At 72.9% G+C, this 17035-nt stretch carries 13 protein-coding genes and 1 tRNA gene; 9 read left to right on the top strand and 5 right to left on the bottom strand.

The window, feature by feature from the left end; genetic code table 11:
- From RT054_RS09230 to RT054_RS09220, 3 genes are all read left to right on the top strand, one after another.
- The coding region (locus tag RT054_RS09230; RefSeq protein WP_313023238.1) for a 4Fe-4S dicluster domain-containing protein at positions 1 to 1037 on the top strand (1037 nt) is incomplete at its 5' end.
- Positions 1034 to 2506 (top strand): NrfD/PsrC family molybdoenzyme membrane anchor subunit, encoded by a 1473-nt coding sequence (nrfD, locus tag RT054_RS09225; RefSeq protein WP_313023237.1) that lies wholly within the window; start codon positions 1034 to 1036, stop codon positions 2504 to 2506. The genes RT054_RS09230 and nrfD, both read left to right, overlap by 4 nt.
- A 51-nt stretch (positions 2507 to 2557) precedes the next feature.
- The gene (locus tag RT054_RS09220; protein WP_313023235.1) at positions 2558 to 3862 is read left to right on the top strand and encodes an OFA family MFS transporter; all 1305 of its coding nucleotides are present in this window, start codon (positions 2558 to 2560) and stop codon (positions 3860 to 3862) included.
- A gap of 141 nt (positions 3863 to 4003) precedes the next feature.
- On the opposite strand, the gene selD is transcribed toward RT054_RS09220, so the two are convergent.
- Positions 4004 to 5017, bottom strand: coding sequence for a selenide, water dikinase SelD (selD, locus tag RT054_RS09215; RefSeq protein ID WP_313023233.1), 1014 nt, complete (start codon positions 5015 to 5017; stop codon positions 4004 to 4006).
- 155 nt (positions 5018 to 5172) lie between these two features.
- On the opposite strand from selD, the gene RT054_RS09210 reads away from it, so the two are divergent.
- A tRNA-Sec gene (locus RT054_RS09210) sits at positions 5173 to 5268 on the top strand.
- A gap of 115 nt (positions 5269 to 5383) precedes the next feature.
- Here RT054_RS09210 and RT054_RS09205 read toward each other — a convergent pair.
- Together RT054_RS09205 and RT054_RS09200 are read right to left on the bottom strand one after the other, a co-directional pair.
- The gene (locus RT054_RS09205) at positions 5384 to 5668 is read right to left on the bottom strand and encodes a hypothetical protein (RefSeq protein WP_313023232.1); all 285 of its coding nucleotides are present in this window, start codon (positions 5666 to 5668) and stop codon (positions 5384 to 5386) included.
- Positions 5669 to 5695: 27 nt separating this feature from the next.
- The gene (locus RT054_RS09200) at positions 5696 to 7408 is read right to left on the bottom strand and encodes a sodium:solute symporter family protein (protein ID WP_312717733.1); all 1713 of its coding nucleotides are present in this window, start codon (positions 7406 to 7408) and stop codon (positions 5696 to 5698) included.
- A 307-nt stretch (positions 7409 to 7715) separates the two neighbouring features.
- Here RT054_RS09200 and galK point away from each other — a divergent pair, with 307 nt between their 5' ends.
- The 3 genes from galK to RT054_RS09185 are packed head-to-tail and all read left to right on the top strand — an operon-like array spanning position 7716 to position 11064.
- Positions 7716 to 8987, top strand: a complete 1272-nt coding sequence (gene galK, locus RT054_RS09195; RefSeq protein ID WP_312717731.1) for a galactokinase — start codon at positions 7716 to 7718, stop codon at positions 8985 to 8987.
- Complete coding sequence (locus RT054_RS09190; protein WP_313023230.1) at positions 8984 to 9964, top strand: aldose 1-epimerase family protein; 981 nt, start codon at positions 8984 to 8986, stop codon at positions 9962 to 9964. Before galK ends, RT054_RS09190 begins: the two co-directional genes overlap by 4 nt.
- On the top strand, positions 9961 to 11064 hold the full coding sequence (locus RT054_RS09185) for a LacI family DNA-binding transcriptional regulator (RefSeq protein ID WP_313023228.1): 1104 nt from the start codon (positions 9961 to 9963) through the stop codon (positions 11062 to 11064). The genes RT054_RS09190 and RT054_RS09185 overlap by 4 nt, the downstream gene beginning before the upstream one ends.
- A gap of 406 nt (positions 11065 to 11470) precedes the next feature.
- On the opposite strand, the gene RT054_RS09180 is transcribed toward RT054_RS09185, so the two are convergent.
- The gene (locus RT054_RS09180) at positions 11471 to 13372 is read right to left on the bottom strand and encodes a DUF402 domain-containing protein (RefSeq protein ID WP_313023224.1); all 1902 of its coding nucleotides are present in this window, start codon (positions 13370 to 13372) and stop codon (positions 11471 to 11473) included.
- 128 nt (positions 13373 to 13500) lie between these two features.
- Here RT054_RS09180 and selA point away from each other — a divergent pair, with 128 nt between their 5' ends.
- Positions 13501 to 14841: an L-seryl-tRNA(Sec) selenium transferase gene (gene selA / locus RT054_RS09175; RefSeq protein ID WP_313023222.1), complete on the top strand. Its 1341-nt coding sequence runs from the start codon at positions 13501 to 13503 to the stop codon at positions 14839 to 14841.
- A gap of 115 nt (positions 14842 to 14956) precedes the next feature.
- A complete protein-coding gene (gene selB / locus RT054_RS09170; RefSeq protein WP_313023221.1) occupies positions 14957 to 16762 on the top strand; it encodes a selenocysteine-specific translation elongation factor in 1806 nt (601 codons plus the stop codon).
- Positions 16763 to 16797: 35 nt separating this feature from the next.
- Here selB and RT054_RS09165 read toward each other — a convergent pair whose 3' ends face one another.
- The gene (locus RT054_RS09165) at positions 16798 to 16932 is read right to left on the bottom strand and encodes a hypothetical protein (protein WP_312717722.1); all 135 of its coding nucleotides are present in this window, start codon (positions 16930 to 16932) and stop codon (positions 16798 to 16800) included.
- Positions 16933 to 17035 lie beyond the last annotated feature (103 nt).

The following is a 17035-nucleotide window of genomic DNA, read 5'->3' as shown; positions in this document are numbered from 1 at the left end:
GCAAGGGGTTCTTCACCGACACCTCGATCTGCATCGGCTGCAAGGCCTGCGAGGTCGCGTGCAAGGAGTGGAACGACATCCCCATGGACCGTCTGGGGATGACGGGAGACTCCTACGACAACACGATCTCCCTCGGAGCCAGCACGTGGCGACACGTCGCGTTCATCGAGCAGACGGGCGAGAGCATCGAGAAGGCCCGCGAGTCCGGAGCCCGGCTCGTCGACCTCGGGATGCCGTCGATGCGGCAGCAGGAGCGCGACGGCTTCCCCTCGCTCATGCGCGCCACCGCGCAACGCACGGACCACGCCTCCCACGCGGGCCTGCCCCTCGACGGGCCGGGGACGGCGGCCTCCGCCGGGACAGGCTCACCGGCCGTGGTGCCGGGCTTCGAAGGCGCCCAGCGCGCCGCCGAGGAGGCCCTCGCGACGGGCTCGGTGCCGGACTTCCGGTGGCTCATCGCCTCCGACGTCTGCAAGCACTGCACCCACGCCGCCTGCCTCGACGTGTGCCCCACGGGGTCGCTGTTCCGCACGGAGTTCGGCACGGTCGTCGTCCAGGACGACGTCTGCAACGGCTGCGGGTACTGCGTGCCGGCGTGCCCGTTCGGCGTCATCGAGCGGCGGGAGCGCCCCGAGGGGTCGAAGACGGCGGTCAAGAACGAGGGCATCGCGCAGAAGTGCACGCTCTGCTACGACCGCCTCGGCGCGGACCAGAAGCCGGCGTGCGCGCAGGCCTGTCCCACGACCTCAATCCAGTTCGGTGACCTCGAGGAGATGCGCCGGCGCGCCTCGGAGCGCGCCACGGTCCTCCACGGGAACGGGTTCACTGAGGCGCGGGTCTACGGCGGTGATCCCCACGACGGCGTCGGCGGCACCGGGTCGGTGTTCCTGCTGCTCGACGAGCCGGAGGTCTACGGCCTGCCGCCGGACCCCGTCGTCACGACGGCGGACCTGCCCGACATCTTCCGCAAGGCCGGATTCGCCGGGCTGACGATGCTCGCCGGCGCGGCCTTCAGTTTCCTCGGACGGCGATCATGAGCACCCCCTTCGGCCCCGACAGCCCCGGGCCCCGCTTCGACGAACCCTCCGCATCCACCCCGACGGCACCCCGCGACACCGCGCCACCGACGCCCGGGGTCATCGCCCCCGAACTCGGCACCGTCGAGGCCGCCGTCCGGGCGACACCCCGCACGAAGTCCGCGACGGGTCGCGGGTTCGCCGAGCGTGGCGGTCTCGCGGCCGCCGGCACCGGGCCGCGCCTGTCCGGCCTCGTCGGCGGCCTCCGCGAGAGCACCGCGTCCTTGCGCGAGAGGGCGGGTCGGGTCCGGACGGCCGTGGTCGAACGCGTCGGCGGCAGGCACGATGAGGACCCGCTCGCCGCCGGCACCCCCTCCGAGGCCGTCACCCTCGGTGGTGACGACGGTCGCGGGGGTGAACGTCGGGTCGGTCGTGACGGTCAGGGAGGCCGGGACGGGCGCCGCAAGCGCCAGCGTGACGACATCATGGTCCCGCCGATGGAGTTCACGTCCTACTACGGGCACAACATCGTCAAGCCCGCGCCCTGGAAGGCGGAGATCCCCGCCTACCTGTACCTCGGTGGCCTTGCCGCGGGCTCGGCGCTCGTGGCGGCCGGCGGCGAGATGACCGGGCGCCACGAACTGCAGCGCAACAGCCGTCTCATCGCGCTGGCGGCCCTCGGCGGCTCGACGGTCGCGCTCGTCTCCGACCTCGGCAAGCCGTCCCGGTTCCTCAACATGATGCGGACGGTCAAGTTGACGTCGCCGATGTCGGTGGGGTCGTGGATCCTCGCGGGGTTCGGCGCGTTCACCGGCGTCGCCGCGACCTCGGAGGTCATGCGCTACGTCGTCCCGGCCGACGTGCCGGGGCAGTGGTTCTGGCCCATCGGGGACCGGCTCGCGAGCCTCGGCGCCGGTGCGTTCTCGGCGCCGTTGGCCGCGTACACGGCCGTTCTGCTCGCCGACACCGCGACGCCCACATGGCACGCCTCCTACCGGCAGCTGCCGTTCGTCTTCGTGGGGTCGGCCCTCGCCGCGGCCGGTGGGGCCGCGATCGCCGTGACCGATCCGGCCGAGTGCGCCCCCGCGCGGCGCATGGCCGTCGGTGGCGCCCTGCTCGATCTCGGCGCATTCCAGATCATGGAGGGTCGCTTGGGGCTCCTCGGTGAACCGCTGCACGCCGGGCGGCCCGGCACGGTGCTCAAGGCCGCCAAGGCACTCACGGTGATGGGCGCGGTGCTCGCACCGTTCTCGGCGCGCAGCCGCGTCGCCGGCGCCCTCGCGGGCGCCGCCCTCAACGCGGGCTCGGCGTGTACGCGATTCGGGGTGTTCGAGGCCGGCATGGAGTCGGCCAGGGACCCGAAGTACACGGTCGTCCCGCAGCGGGAGCGCCTCGAACGTCGCCTCGCCCAGACGCCCGAGGAGCGCGCCGCCGACTCCGCGCAGACCCGCGTGGCGCACCACACCGGCCTCATCGTCTCGCCGCACTGATCTCTCGCGGCTGCATTCGCCCCTCGTCCCCCTCCCCTTCCCGGAGCCCTCATGTCGAGCACCCCCGGCGCCGCTCAGCCCGCGCGCCAGTCCGTCCACGCGCCGGAGTCCGAGCGAGGGGGCACGCCCAACCGGTGGGTCATCCTCGTCGGCGGCATCCTCGTGCAGCTCGCCATCGGCGCCGTGTACGCGTGGAGCGTCTTCAGCCGGGCGTTCCAGGCGCCGGAGTCGGCGATGCACCTCGGCAAGGTGCAGGCGGCCATCCCGTTCGAGGTCGCCATCGGCATGATCTTCGTCGGCACGTTCATCGGCGGCCGCATCCAGGACCGCCGCGGACCCCGCGTCGTCGCGCTCGTCGGCGTCGTCCTCTACTCCCTCGGCATTCTTCTCAGCTCGTTCGCGCGCGACGCCGACCAGCTGTGGATCCTCATCCTCGGATACGGCGTACTCTCCGGCTTCGGGCTCGGCCTCGCGTACATCGTGCCGATCGCCATGTTGCAGAAGTGGTTCCCCGACAAGGCAGGCCTCATCACCGGACTCGCGGTCGGCGGTTTCGGGTTCGGCGCCGTCATCACGGCGCCGGTGGCCCAGGGGCTGCTGCGCGCGAACCCCGCCGAGCCGGCGGCGGCGTTCCTGCCCCTCGGCCTCGCCTATCTCGTCCTCGGCGTGCTCGGCGCGCTGACGTTCCGCAACCCGCCCTCCGGCTACACCGTCGCCGGCGCCCCCGCGACGAAGGCCGCGGCGACCGGCGACGACCCCGCGGGCCGCGACTTCACCCAGGCCGAGGCGTTGCGCACCCCGCAGTGGTACCTGCTCACCGCGATCCTCGCGCTGTCGGTCACCGCCGGGATCTCGCTCATCTCGGTCGCGAGCGCGACCGCGATCGAGGTCGCCGGGTTCACCGCGGCCGGCGCCGCCGCCCTCGTCGGCGTCCTCGGCCTCTTCAACGGCGCCGGCCGCATCCTCTGGGCCGCGGCCAGCGACCGCATGGGCAAGATGCCCGCGTTCGTCGGCATCCTCGCGATCCAGGGACTGTGCCTCATCCTCATCCCGCACGCCGGTGCCGCATGGATGTTCGTCGTGCTCGCCGCGCTCATCTACACCTGCTACGGCGGCGGGTTCGGCACGATGCCGTCGACGGCCGGGCAGTTCTTCGGCGTCAAGAACGCCGGCGGCATCTACGGCCTCATGCTCATCGCGTGGAGCATCGGCGGCGTCGCGGGTCCGCTCGTCACCACCGCCCTCATCGGCGATGACAAGAACTACACCCTCGCGTTCACCGTCATCGGGGCGATCTCCCTCGTCGGCGCCGCCATCCCCTTCATCACGAGGAAGCCTGCTCGCCCCACCGCCTGAGGCCCGCCCGCCCCCCGTGCGGAGACGTCGCAGCCGAGGATGCCGTGAGCTGGTCGCCCCGGCAGCCGCCGGGCCGCATCCTCACCTGCGATCCTTCGGGCGGCACCCGTGATCGACCGGGCTCCTGAGTCGGGGCCTCGGTCAGCGGACGATGACTGTCGCGCCCTCCCGTGCGGCGACGGTCTCGCCGATGACGGGAGCGCCGGGGATCTCGCCGACGACGAGGAGCCCGCCGGAGGTCTGGGCATCGGCGAGGAGCACGAGATCGTCCTCCCCGAGCGCGGAGTCCTCGACGCGCAGATGCGGACGCACCCAGTCGAGGTTGCGGCGGCTGCCGCCGGGGATGAACCCGTCGCGCAGGGCCTCCCGGGCCGCGGGGAGCACCGGTACCGCCGCGTGATCGAGCACCGCGGTGACCCCGGAGGCGCGCATCATCTTGTGCAGGTGGCCGAGGACTCCGAAACCGGTGACGTCGGTCGCGGCACGCGCCCCGGCGGTGAGTGCCGCCTGGGAGGCCGCGGCGTTGAGGGCGGTCATCGTCTCGACGGCCTCCTCGAACCGCTCCCCGGTGGCCTTGTGCCGGTTGTTGAGCAGTCCGACGCCGATGGGTTTGGTGAGGCTGATGGGTTGCCCGGCCTCGGCGGCGTCGTTGCGCAGCAACCGATCCGGGTCGGCCACACCCGTGACGGCCATGCCGGAGATGGGTTCGGGGGCGGTGATGGAGTGCCCACCGGCGACGGGGCATCCGGCCTGCCGACCGACGTCGAGCCCACCGCGGAGGACCTCGGTGAGCACGTCGTTCGGCAAGAGGTCGACCGGCCAGCCCACCAGGTTGATCGCGAGCACGGGGCGTCCGCCCATCGCGTAGACGTCCGAGAGCGCGTTGGCGGCGGCGATGCGTCCCCAGTCGTAGGCCGAGTCGATCATCGGGGTGAAGAAGTCGGCTGTCGAGATGACCGCCGTCCCCCGCCCGTCGGCGCCCGCGTGGACGCGGACGGCGCAGGCGTCGTCACCGGCGTCCAGCCCCACGAGCAGGTCGGGTGAGGTCTGCCCCACGAGTCCGGCGACGACGCTCTCGAGCTGTCCGGCGGGCAACTTGCACGCGCAGCCTCCACCGGCGGCGAACTGCGTGAGTCTGAGCGTGGTCTCGGACATGAGCACCGACCTTCCCCGTCGGTGGCGGGCGTCACCGGACGTACGTGCGAGAACCCTAGCCCGTCACCCCGCCGCACGATCCCCCACCCCAGACCCGGATGGGCTTGGCTCGGCGTGGCTGCGGGGGCGACTGCTGCGCCCCTACAGTGGGAGGTGGAGGTGTCTGGGTTCCTGGTGGGCCCCCCGGTCTTCAACACCGGTGAGGTCGAGCATCTCGGTCTGGCGGGTTCGATTCCCGTCCACCTCCGCCACGCGGACGAGGGGCCGCCGACGACGTGTCGGTGGCCCCTCGTTCCTGTGCCGGGCCGCCGGTGCCGACGCTCGTCGTTCCCGTCAGCGGCGAAGCCCGGAGCAGCACCGGTGGCCTCAGTGGCCGCTCTCGTCCTCACGCAGACGGGCGACCTGGCGCTCGTCGACGATGATCGGGCGCATCCGGGCCCAGAGGACGAACACCGCACCCACGGCGAGAAGGGCGCCGCCGGCGAGAAGGTTGGCGTTGACCCCGCCCGTCTTGTCGAAGGCGGGATCGGCGAACAGGCCCATGGCGCCGATGATGACGCCGTAGACGAGGAGCAGCAGCCCGATGATCGTGCGGATGTCGAAGACTCCTGCGGTGTGCCGCACCGGAGTCCCGTCGTTGGTGGTCGACATGAGTGATCTCCTTGTCAGGACAGCAGGTCAGAACAGCAGGTTGAGGGCGGTGACGAGGACGAGGGCGATGCCGGCGAGCGGCAGGGTGCGCCGGTACCAGGGGCGGCTCGCCTCGTCGGGGTCGACGAGGTCCTCCTTGGGCGTGACGGAGTACACCAGGCCACGGAGCTCGGACTCGGGTTTGGCCTGCGTCCCCAGCGAGACGAGGACGCTCACGATGACGTCGGCGAGGAAGCCGACGGAGGCGGCGACGAACGCGAGGCCCTGTCCGGGCAGTTCGAAGAGGCCGAGCAGGTCGGGATTGCCGCACACCCACACGGTGATGGCCGACAGGGTGCCGACGACGAGGCCGACCCAGCCCGCGGTGGGCGTCATGCGCTTCCAGAACATGCCGACGATGAACGTCGCGAAGAGCGGGGCGTTGAAGAAGCCGAACAGCGTCTGGAGGTAATCCATGATGTTGTCGAACTGCTCGGCGATGAGGGCGGTGAAGATCGCGATGATGGTGGCGGCGACCGTGGCGACCCGACCGATGCGCACGTAGGACTCGTCGCTGCGCCCCTTGAGCAGGTAGTGCTCGCAGATGTCGACGGTGAAGACGGTGTTGAACGCCGAGACGTTGGCGGCCATGCCGGCCATGAACGCGGCGACGAGGCCGGTGATGGCAAGGCCGAGGAGACCGTTGGGCAGCAGGTCGCGCATGAGGTACAGCAGCGAGTCGTTGTACGTGACGCCGTGACCGGAGGCACCGCCCGGGACGACCTCGCCGGCCTTGGTGCGGGCGATCTCCGAGACGAGGACCGCGGCGAGCATGCCGGGGACGATCGTGAGGAACGGGACGAACATCTTGGGGAACGCGCCGATGATCGGGGTCTGGCGGGCGGCCGAGATGGACTCGGAGGCCATCGCGCGCTGGACCTCGACGAAGTTCGTCGTCCAGTAGCCGAAGGAGAGGACGAACCCGAGGCCGAACACGATGCCGATGACCGACAGGACGGGGTTGTCGAAACCGGAGAGAGCCTGGCCGGGCCAGGAGTGGAGCTGCTGGTCAGCCGACGGTCCCACGCCGGAGGCGGCCGCGACGGTGATGCGGTCGACCATGCCCTGCCACCCGCCGACGCGGTGGAGGCCGAGAAGGACGAGGGGCAGCAGCGACGCGACGATGACGAAGAACTGGAGGACTTCGTTGTAGATCGCCGCGGACAGTCCGCCGAACACGATGTAGGACAGGACGATCACGGCCGCGACGATGAGCGCGACCCACAGGGGCCACCCGAGCAGCGCGTGGATGATGCTGCCGAGCAGGTAGAGGTTGATGCCCGCGATGAGCAGCTGCGCGAGGGCGAACGAGACGGCGTTGACGAGGTGGGCTCCGGGGCCGAAGCGGCGGAGCATGAACTCGGGCACCGAGCGCACCTTGGAGCCGTAGTAGAACGGCATCATCACGACGCCGAGGAACACCATCGCGGGGATCGCGCCGATCCAGAAGTAGTGGACCGTGGGCAGGCCGATCTTGGCACCGGTGGCGGACATCCCCATGATCTCGACGGCACCGAGGTTGGCCGAGACGAAGGCGAGGCCGGTGACCCAGCCGGGCAGGGAGCGCCCGGACAGGAAGAAGTCCAGCGACCCGGAGACCTGCCGTCTGGCGAGGACACCGATGCCGAGGACGAACGCGAAGTAGATCGCGAGGATGGCGTAGTCGACGAGACCGGCCTGGATCAGTGTCCCGCTGGCCATGTCCCCTCCTTGAGGTTCGGGCGGTCGGGGCCGCGTGGGACGCGGCCGGACCACCCCGAAGAACCGTGCCCTCGAGGCCGGGAGTGGCGTGTTTGCGTCACCATTGCCGCGCTGCCGACGATGATCCTCCCGACCCAGGCGCCTGTCAAGGACGACATCCGCGCTGCTCACATCGCGCCTACTGACGGGATGGGGAAGGCCGATGCGGCAAGACGCGTCGTGGTGACGTTGCCATTCATGCCTCGGGAATGCGTACCCTGGAGACCTTCCCGCAGCGAGGCGGGCCCGGAGGAGGAGGGTGAGGTCGATGATCACGTCGAGCGCGAGGGGGTCGAGCGCGTCGGAGTCCGGCGCGACGGGATCCGGCACCGTGTGGTCCGACGACGAAGGCGCGCGACGCGCCCGGGCCGTGTTCGACGAGGCCTTCGATGCCCGACCACAGGAGGTGTGGGCCGCCCCCGGCCGGGTCAACCTCATCGGCGAACACACCGACTACAACGGGGGCCTCGCGTTGCCGATCGCCCTGCCGCACCGCACGTTCGCGGCGGTGAGCCCTCGGGACGATCGAGCGGTGCGCGTCGTCTCGCGTCTCGACCACGACCACCGCTGGGAGGGCGTGCTCGACGACATCCGCCCTGGTGGCGTCGAGGGGTGGGTGGCCTACAGCGCCGGCCCGGCATGGGCGCTCGCCACCGACGGTCTCGAGGTGCCCGGCTTCGACCTCGCCCTCGCCTCCGCCGTGCCGACGGGGGCAGGGGTCTCCTCCTCGGCCGCCGTCGAGTGCGCGGTCGCGCTCGCCCTCGCCTCCCTTGCGGGACATCCCATCGGAGTGGAGGACGACGCCGGTCGGGCGCGGCTCGCCGCGGCGTGCGTCCAGGCCGAGAACGACGTCGCGGGCGCTCCGACCGGCGGCATGGACCAGGCCACCTCACTCCGCGCCCGGCCCGGCCACGCGCTCCTGCTCGACTGCCACGACGACTCCGTGACCCACGTCCCGGTCGACCTCGAGGCGGCGGGCCTCGTCCTCCTCGTCCTCGACACCCGCGTGCACCACAGCCTCGCCGACGGGCAGTACGGACGGCGCCGGGCGACGTGCGAGGCCGCGGCGCAGGCGCTCGGGGTCGGCACGCTCGGCGACCTCGTGCGCGAGGAGGACGCCGACCACCCCGGCGCCGACGTCGGGACCGTGCTCGACCGCCTCGACGACGAGGAACAGCGACGCCGGACGCGGCACGTCCTCACCGAGATCCGCCGGGTCCGCGAGCTCGTCGCGGCGGCCGACGCGAAGGACTGGACCGCGGTGGGCGTTGCGATGAACGCGTCGCACGACTCGTTGCGCGACGACTACGAGGTGAGTTGCGCCGAGCTCGACTCCGCGGTCGAGGCCGCACGCTCAGCGGGTTCCCTCGGCGCGCGGATGACCGGCGGCGGCTTCGGTGGCAGTGCGATCGCCCTCGTTCCGCAGGGACGAGAAGCACGCGTGGCCGAGGCGGTGACGAGCGCCGCGAGGAGCCGGGGTTTCCCACTCCCCGCCGTCCACCTCGCCGTCCCGGCGGGTGCCGGGGAGCGTGTCGCGTGAGCACCACCGGCCGCGACGGATCTGCAGCCGTTCCCACGCCGGCGCCGCGGCGATCCACGTCCCCCTCCCCCACGGGGGCGCAGTACCCCCTCACCGCGGGCGAGGCTGTCGCCGTCGTCACCGAGGTCGGAGCCGCGCTGCGCTCGTTCAGGATCGGTGAGCGCGACGTCGTCGTCCCGTTCGGGGAGGACGAGCGGCCTCCTGCCGTCCACGGCGCTGTCCTCGTTCCCTGGCCCAACCGCGTCGGCGACGGCCGGTACGAGTGGGACGGCCGCACCCGTCAACTCGACCTGTCCGAACCCGACCGCCACAATGCGATCCACGGCCTCGTGCGACACACCCGTTGGCAGCTCCTCCGGCACGAGGTCGACGAGGTCGAGTTGGGCCTCGACCTCGTCCCGCGGGACGGATATCCCCATCCGCTGCGGCACCGCGTGCGGTACGCCCTCGGGGCCGACCGCCTCACGGTGTCCCTCGTGACGGAGAACCTCGGCGACAACGACGCGCCGTACGGAGCGGGGTTCCATCCGTGGCTCTCCCCCGGACGGCACCCGCTCGACGCGTGCGAGGCACGGGTGGACGCCGCCGGGTGGGTGCGCGCCGACGATCGTCTCCTCCCGGTCGAGACGACCGCCGAGATTCCCGCCGGGGTCGACCTCCGGACCCCGCGGAGACTGCGCGGCCTCGAGCTCGACGACGCCTACGTCATCGCCGGCGGCGACCGTCCGGGCATCCATCTCACCGACCCCGACGGCGTGACCGCCTCGGTGCGCGCGCTCGAGGGGTTCACGCGCTGGCAGGTGTTCACCGGTGACGGCATCCCGGCCGCGTACGAGCGCAGCGGCCTGGCCGCCGAACCGATGACGTGCGGCGCCGACGCGTTCCGCACCGGTGACGAGCTCGTCGTCCTGGCCCCCGGGGACGCGCACACCTGCCGCTTCGAGCTCACCCTCCTCCCCCCGCCGGAGCGCGGATGAGCGCCGGGCGCGGTGGCGTGGGCTGGGAATCCCGCGCGACCGCCCGTGACGTCGCCGCCCTCGCCGGGGTCTCACCGCAGACGGTGTCGCGCGTCGCCGCCGACGCCCCCAACGTGCGCCCCGAGACGCGCGCGCGGGTGCGCGCCGCGATGGCGAAGCTCGGGTACACCCCGAACACCGCCGCCCGCATGCTCCGCTCGGGACGGTCGAACGTCATCGGTGTCGTCGTCCACCACCTCGCCCGCACCGGGGAGGCGCACATCGTCGACGCCGTCGTCACCACCGCCCACGAACACGGGTACGCGACGACCCTCGTCGACGCGCCCGACGGCAGCCTCGAACACCTCGACGCCGCGTTGCAGCGGCTCGCGAGCACGGCGGGGGTGGTCGTGCTCGGCCTCGAGACCGCCGACGTCGACCGGCTCCAGATCCCGGGGCGCCTGCCCGTGGTCGTCGCCGACTCACGCTCCCTCACCCATCCCGCCGTCGGGTGCGATCAGCGGGGCGGAGTGCAGGCGGCCGTCGAACACCTCCTCGACCTCGGCCACGGCACCGTCCACCTCGTCGGAGGGCCGGCCCATTCGCTCCAGGCGCGAGAGCGCGAGCAGGCGTGGCGGGCCACCCTCGCGCGGCGCGGACGCCCTACGCCCGACGTGCGGCACGGCGACTGGACCCCCGGCTCCGGGTACGCGATCGGGCAGCTCCTCGCCGCCGACCCCGAGGTCACGGCCGTCCTCGCCGCGAACGACGAGATGGCGGCCGGAGTGATGCACGCCTTGCACGAGGCAGGACGGCAGATCCCGCGAGACGTCTCGGTCGTCGGATTCGACGACGTCCTCGCCGACCACCTCTGGCCGCCACTGACGACCGTTCATCAGGACTTCGCCGCCATCGGCTCCGGGCTGGTCCGCGTCCTGCTGCATCGGCTGGCGCCGTCGGGCGACTCTGCCGACGCCGACGACATGGCGGGCGGCGACGCCACGCACGCCGAGCACCACGGCGGGGCGCCGCGCGCCGCGACGGACGCACTGACCCGCCTCGTCCCGGCCCGCCTCGTCGTCCGCGCGAGCACCGGACCCGCACCGTCCTCACCTGCGTAGCGACCCCCGATCAGGGACGGCGGTCGTGCACGGTGAGCCGTCACGTCGGCGCGTGCGGCGCGTCCGGCGCGTGCCGGCCACCGACGCCGCCCACGTCGCCGCAGGTGCACTGCTCCGGGACGGGGCGGGCGCCGGAGTCGGGACGACACGTCGGTGGTGAGAAGGCGTCCTCGACCTCGTCGGAGGAGGAGAAGGACGGATCCGCGACCGGCGGGGTGGCGGGCACGGCGCTCGGGGGTGGCGGACGGCGCGGCCGGTCCGTCCTCCCGGGTCGATGGAACGCCACTGTCTTCGCTCATGGACTCCCACCTTCGCGGGGAGCGCGCGGGGACACCGGCTCGATCACCCCGTCCCGGCCCCGGCCGGAGGACGTACCGGATGCCACCGGACGAGGTGCGTTCGCTCCTCAGGCGACGGCGTAGTCGGGTCCGAGCTCGGCGGCCATGAGCGCGCGGAGTCGGGCGGCCTCCTCCGCGTCGCGCCCTCCGAACTCCCGCCACTGGCGCAGTCGTTCGTTGACCTCGGAGCTGAAGCACCCGACGGTGCCGGTCTCGGTGACGACGTCGCCCCGCACCGGCAGGTCACCGGGGGCGTCGGGGTCGAGGGCGACCGCCGCGGGTTCGCGGTCGGGCGCGGGCGGGACGGTCTCGAGGCTGGACCGCCCCAGATGCGCGAGCTGCACGGTGACCGCCAGGCCACCGACCTCGTCCTTGACCCGTCGCCCGAGCCACCGTCCGAGCGCCTCGTAATCGGCGATGACGGCGCGCGGGTGCCACCCACGGACGGGGTCGAAGTCGCGGTTCCACCGGTCCGCCCAGTCGCGCAGATGGTCGCTGAGTTCCGGTGAGAGGTCGAGCTCCTCGGGCTCCACCTCGTGCCCGTCGAACCACAGCGGAGCGGTGCGTCCGGACTCCGTCGTGAGCAGCACCCCAGCGACCTCGGCCGGGTCGACCGGGCTCGTGTCGATGTCGTCGGCGTCCTCGAGGTCACGGGCGACATCGACGTCTCGGGTCACGTCGTCGCCTCGGACGACACCGTCGTCGTGGTGGCCCCGGCCACCGGCCTCGCCGCGGCGTGCCTCCGCGGGGGCCGTGCGCTCGGCGTGGTACTCGACCTCGATGACCGGCCCGTCGTCCCCCTCGGCCGCGCCGTCGATGAGGGGCTGGTCGCCGAGCTCGTCGGACCACACGGCGAGCAGGTCCTCCTCGCCAGACCCCCCTTGCGCAGGGCCTGGCGACGACGACGCTTGCAGCGCGACCTGCGCGGACTCGGCGTCGAGTCCCGGCGCCACGAGGTCGTCCTCGTCATCGAACGCGACCTCGGCACCGGCGTCGTCACCGGCGTCCTCGAGCCCTGCGTCGAGGAGTCGGCCACCGTCCCGGCCGTCGTCGTCCCGGTCGTTCGCGTTTCCCCCGGCCTCGTCCCGCTCACCCAGCCCGACGCGGTGCGCTCCCCCGAGATCCGCCTCAGCCGGCGCGTGCCCCGAGGTCTGCACTCCCGGCGCGTCCCGGAACCGCGGGTCGTGGAATCGGCTATCCTCGAAGAGGAAGTCGGGCCCGTGGTCGTCATCCCGGTCGTGACTTCTCTCGACGCCCGCCGCACCGGCGTCCAGCGGCGCGGAGCGGTCGGGAGAGGACGTCGAGAACAGCGAAGACGGCGAGGGCGGCGGAGACGGCGAGGGCGTCCGGATCGGCCCGGTCCCGGCCGGGTCCGTCCCGAGGACGGCGCGGCCCCGCTCGTCGCTCACGACGTACTCACGGCACACCGTGAGCCACCCCTCGGCGACGTCCTCGAAGGGCTCGGCGCGACGACCCATCCGGTCGACGAGCCGGTCCGCGGCCTGTCGGGCGCCGTCGACGAGGGAGTCGGGATAGCCCATCTCGTCACGGTGCTGCTCGAACTCGTCCTCGTCGTCGATGAGCAACTCGCCGGTGAAGCGCCGGATGACGTCGAGGTCGAGGTCGACGGCGGAGACGCTGAGGACGCCGTCGGGGCGGTGCCACCACGTGCTCTGCGTCGTCACGTCGACGTAGATGCGGGAGGAGAAGGTCCCTGCGGAGTCGTTGAACGTCGCGACCCACCAGCCGTCGTGCGGGTAGAGGGTCACCCAGTGGGCGTCGGAGACGAACTCGAGACCCGGCCGCGCGATGTGCCCCCCGGGGGCGCCACCGACCCACACCCCGTGCTCGTCGACGCCGACGACGACGAGGTCGTACTCCCAATGAGGCGTGCCGTCGTACTTGGTGAACACGGCGTGCACGCGGGCGCCGAACGGGAGTTCCGCGGGTGACAGGCCTCCTGCGGTCATGTCTCCTCCTCTCCTTCGCCCCATCATGACCGGCCACGACGGCCCGTCGGGGGTGAGACGCGCAGGTCGAGCCGATACTCTCGCCGCATCCGCCTCGCGGGCGGCGGGCAGAGCACGCAGGAGGACCGATGACGCAGGACGATCCACGGCGTCGCATCCCCCGCACCGACGCCCTGATGGCCGCGCTCGCCGACCTCGTCCCCCGCCACGGCGTCGAGGCGGTCAAGGCGGCCGTCACCAACGCGCAGGCCCGAGCGCGAACGGCCGAGATCGCACCGGAGGACGTCGAGACCGCCACGCGCACCACCCTCGCAGGCCGACGCCCCACGTCGTTGCGCCCCCTGCTCAACGCGACGGGGGTCGTGCTCCACACGAACATCGGCCGTGCCGCCCTGTCGTCGGCGGCCAGGGAGGCGCTCATCACCGCGTCCGGCCACGTCGACGTCGAGTTCGACCTCGAGAGTGGAGCCAGAGCGCGCCGCGGGCGGGGGACGCTCTCCGCCCTCCGGGAGGCCGTGCCGTCCGCCGAGGACGCCCTCGCGGTGAACAACGGCGCCGCGGCGCTCGTGCTCGCGACGACGGCGCTCGGAGTGGCGCGCGGGCGCCCCGAGGTCGTGATGAGCCGCGGGGAGATCGTCGAGATCGGCGACAACTTCCGGCTCCACGAACTCCTCGAGTCGACCGGAGTGACCATCGTCGAGGTCGGGACCACGAATCGCACGTGGGCCCGGGATTATTCGAGTGCGATCACCACCCGGACCGGCCTCGTCCTCAAGGTCCACCCGAGCAACTTCGTCGTCCGGGGGTTCACGCACGGCGTCGACGTCGGAGAGCTCGCCTCGCTGCTGGGGGGCCTCCGGGAGCGCGGCCTCGACGTCCCCCTGCTCGCCGACATCGGCAGCGGCCTCCTGCGCCACGAACCCCTCCTGCCCGACGAGCCGGACGCCACGAGCGTCCTCGCCGCCGGCGCGGACCTCGTCACGGCGAGCGGTGACAAGCTCCTCGGCGGACCGCAGGCAGGCCTCGTCCTCGGGCGGACCGATCTCGTCGAGACGATGCGCCGATCGCCCCTCGCCCGCGCGCTTCGGGTCGACAAGCTCACCTTCGCCGCCCTCGAGGCGACCCTGCGCGGCGGCCCCACACCGACGGCCCGCGCCCTGCGCGCGGACCTCGCCGAGTTGCGGCACCGCACCGAGACCTTCGCCGAGGCGCTGCGGGACGACGGCATCGAGACCGCGGTGGTCCCGCACGACGCCGCGGTCGGCGGTGGCGGCGCCCCGGGCGTCGTGCTCCCGAGTGTGGCGATCGCCCTCCCGGACCACTGGGGAGCCGCCCTGCGCGCCCACGGGGTCGTCACCCACGTCACCGGAGGGGCGTGCCTGGTCGACCTGCGCGCCGTCGACCCCGGCGACGAACAGCGCCTCCTCGACGCTCTCCGCCGCGTCGCCCACGACGACGTCCTGCCGTAGTGACCGACGCCTTCGGGCCCCGGCACCTCCGTTCGAGGCCTACGGTGCTCATCAACCCTCCGCCCGCCGAGACCGTGAGCAGGGCATACCGCGACGATCCCCCCGGAGGCCCCCGATGACGACCGCACCGTTGACGTCGATGTCGGTGGTCGCGACGGCCGGTCATGTCGATCACGGCAAGTCGACCCTCGTCCGCGCGCTCACCGGGATGGAGCCCGACCGCTGGGAGGAGGAGAAGCGCCGGGCCCTCACCATCGACCTCGGCTACGCCTGGACGACCCTGCCGAGCGGGTGCACGGTCGCGTTCGTCGACGTGCCCGGCCACCGTCGGTTCATCGGCAACATGCTCGCGGGGCTGGGACCGGTGCCCGCGGTGATGTTCGTCGTCGCCGCCGACGAGTCGTGGAAACCGCAGAGTGCCGAGCATCTCGCCGCCGCCGCCGCACTGGGGGTCGAGCGCGTCCTCCTCGCGATCACCCGTGCCGACCTCGCCGACCCCGGCCCGGCGACGCAGCGCGCCACCGCCGAACTCGCCGACGCCGGGATCACCCCCATGAGGTCGGTGGCGGTGTCCGCGCGCACGGGGACCGGGATGGACGCACTGCGCGGCGCGCTGGACGACCTCGTGGCCGGGCTCCCCCGCCCCGATCCCGAGGCCCGGGTGCGTCTGTGGATCGACCGGTCCTTCACGATCACCGGGGCGGGGACCGTCGTCACCGGGACGCTGCCCGCGGGCACGATCCACGTCGGCGACACCCTGGAGCTCTCCGGACGGAGGGTCGGCGTGCGCAGCCTCCAATCGTTGGAGCAGCCCCGCGAATCCGTCTCGGGAACAGCGCGGGTCGCCGTCAACCTGCGCGGGGTCGGTACCGAGGAGCTCCATCGTGGCCAGGCCCTGCTCACCCCGGGAGCGTGGCCCACGACGTCGGTCCTCGACGCCCGGTTGACACTCCCCTCCGGTAGCCGCACCGTCGCCGAGCTCCCCGAGCGCCTCATGCTCCACATCGGCACCGCCGCGCTCGAGGCGCGGGTGCGACCGCTCGGGAGCGACGGCGCGCGGCTCACCGTCGAGGAGCCCCTTCCACTCGCGAGCGGCGACCGGGCGATCCTGCGCGATCCCGGCACCGGCCGGGTCGCGGGGGCCCTGGTCCTCGACGTCGACCCTCCCGAGCTGCGACGTCGAGGCGCGGGGGCCCGACGGGCCGAGGAGTTGGCCGCGCGCACGGCAGGGGTGGACCTCGCGACGGAGGTCGTGGCCCGCGGACATCTCGGTGCCGCCGAGGCCCGGCGCCTCGGGGTCGGCGACGACGAGCTCGACCATCCGCCCCACGGGATCGTCCGGCACTCCGACCTGCTCGTCGACAGCCGGGTGTGGGCACGGTGGCAGCAGGCCCTCCGCGACGTCACCGCCGACCACGCTCGCACGCACCCCCTCGAGCCATGGATGCCGGCCGAGGCGGCCCGCACCGCCGCCGGCATCCCCCGACTCGACCTCGTCGCCCCCCTCGCCCGCTCCGCGGGTCTCCTCCACGAGGGCGGCCGGGTCCACGAACCGGGGCTCACCGCCAGCCTGGGCGCGGCGGAGGCGGGCCTCGCAGCGATCGAGGCGCGACTCGAAGAGCGCCCCTTCGCCACGCCCGAGCAACCCGATCTCGACGCTGCCCGGCTGGGTCCGCGGGAGATCGGTGCGGCTGTCCGCGCCGGGCGCCTCCTGCGCCTGCGGGACGGGATCCTCCTTCAGCCCATCGCCCCCGCCAAGGCCATGCGCATCCTTGCTGGGCTCCCCCAACCGTTCACGACGAGCGAGGCCCGCGCGGCCCTCGGGACCACGCGCCGCGTCGCGATCCCCCTCCTCGAACACCTCGACGAGAAGGGCTGGACCAGGCGCCTCGACGCCGGTCACCGCGAGGTGGTGCGCTGAGGAGCCTCGATCGGATCCGTGGCTCACCGGTCCGATCAGGGGTCGGAGAGGGCCGTCTGGTGGTAGTCCGGCGTTCCGGGCACCCCACCGAACCTCGTGATCGTCGTCCTCGGAACCGCGCACCCGAGGTGGATCAGGTCGTCGCGGCGTTCGAGCGTGTCGATGACCATGAGAACGGCCCCGTCTCTCCCGCAGGTGGCCACGATCCTGTCGACGTGTCCCCGACCCCGTGAGCGCGGCGTCCGCATTCGCGGCGTGGACGCGGGCCGTCGG

Source organism: Mobilicoccus sp. (genome assembly GCF_032060985.1).
Taxonomy (GTDB): Bacteria; Actinomycetota; Actinomycetes; order Actinomycetales; family Dermatophilaceae; genus Mobilicoccus.
This window is presented reverse-complemented; position numbering and strand designations above follow the sequence as displayed.

Bases quoted from the DNA above. Each gene is read 5' to 3' on its own strand.
- nrfD (WP_313023237.1), top strand. From the start codon at position 1,034: ATGAGCACCCCCTTCGGCCCCGACAGCCCCGGGCCCCGCTTCGACGAA.
- RT054_RS09220 (WP_313023235.1), top strand. From the start codon at position 2,558: ATGTCGAGCACCCCCGGCGCCGCTCAGCCCGCGCGCCAGTCCGTCCAC.
- selD (WP_313023233.1), bottom strand. From the start codon at position 5,017: ATGTCCGAGACCACGCTCAGACTCACGCAGTTCGCCGCCGGTGGAGGC.
- RT054_RS09205 (WP_313023232.1), bottom strand. From the start codon at position 5,668: ATGTCGACCACCAACGACGGGACTCCGGTGCGGCACACCGCAGGAGTC.
- RT054_RS09200 (WP_312717733.1), bottom strand. From the start codon at position 7,408: ATGGCCAGCGGGACACTGATCCAGGCCGGTCTCGTCGACTACGCCATC.
- galK (WP_312717731.1), top strand. From the start codon at position 7,716: ATGATCACGTCGAGCGCGAGGGGGTCGAGCGCGTCGGAGTCCGGCGCG.
- RT054_RS09185 (WP_313023228.1), top strand. From the start codon at position 9,961: ATGAGCGCCGGGCGCGGTGGCGTGGGCTGGGAATCCCGCGCGACCGCC.
- RT054_RS09180 (WP_313023224.1), bottom strand. From the start codon at position 13,372: ATGACCGCAGGAGGCCTGTCACCCGCGGAACTCCCGTTCGGCGCCCGC.
- selA (WP_313023222.1), top strand. From the start codon at position 13,501: ATGACGCAGGACGATCCACGGCGTCGCATCCCCCGCACCGACGCCCTG.
- selB (WP_313023221.1), top strand. From the start codon at position 14,957: ATGACGACCGCACCGTTGACGTCGATGTCGGTGGTCGCGACGGCCGGT.
- RT054_RS09165 (WP_312717722.1), bottom strand. From the start codon at position 16,932: ATGGTCATCGACACGCTCGAACGCCGCGACGACCTGATCCACCTCGGG.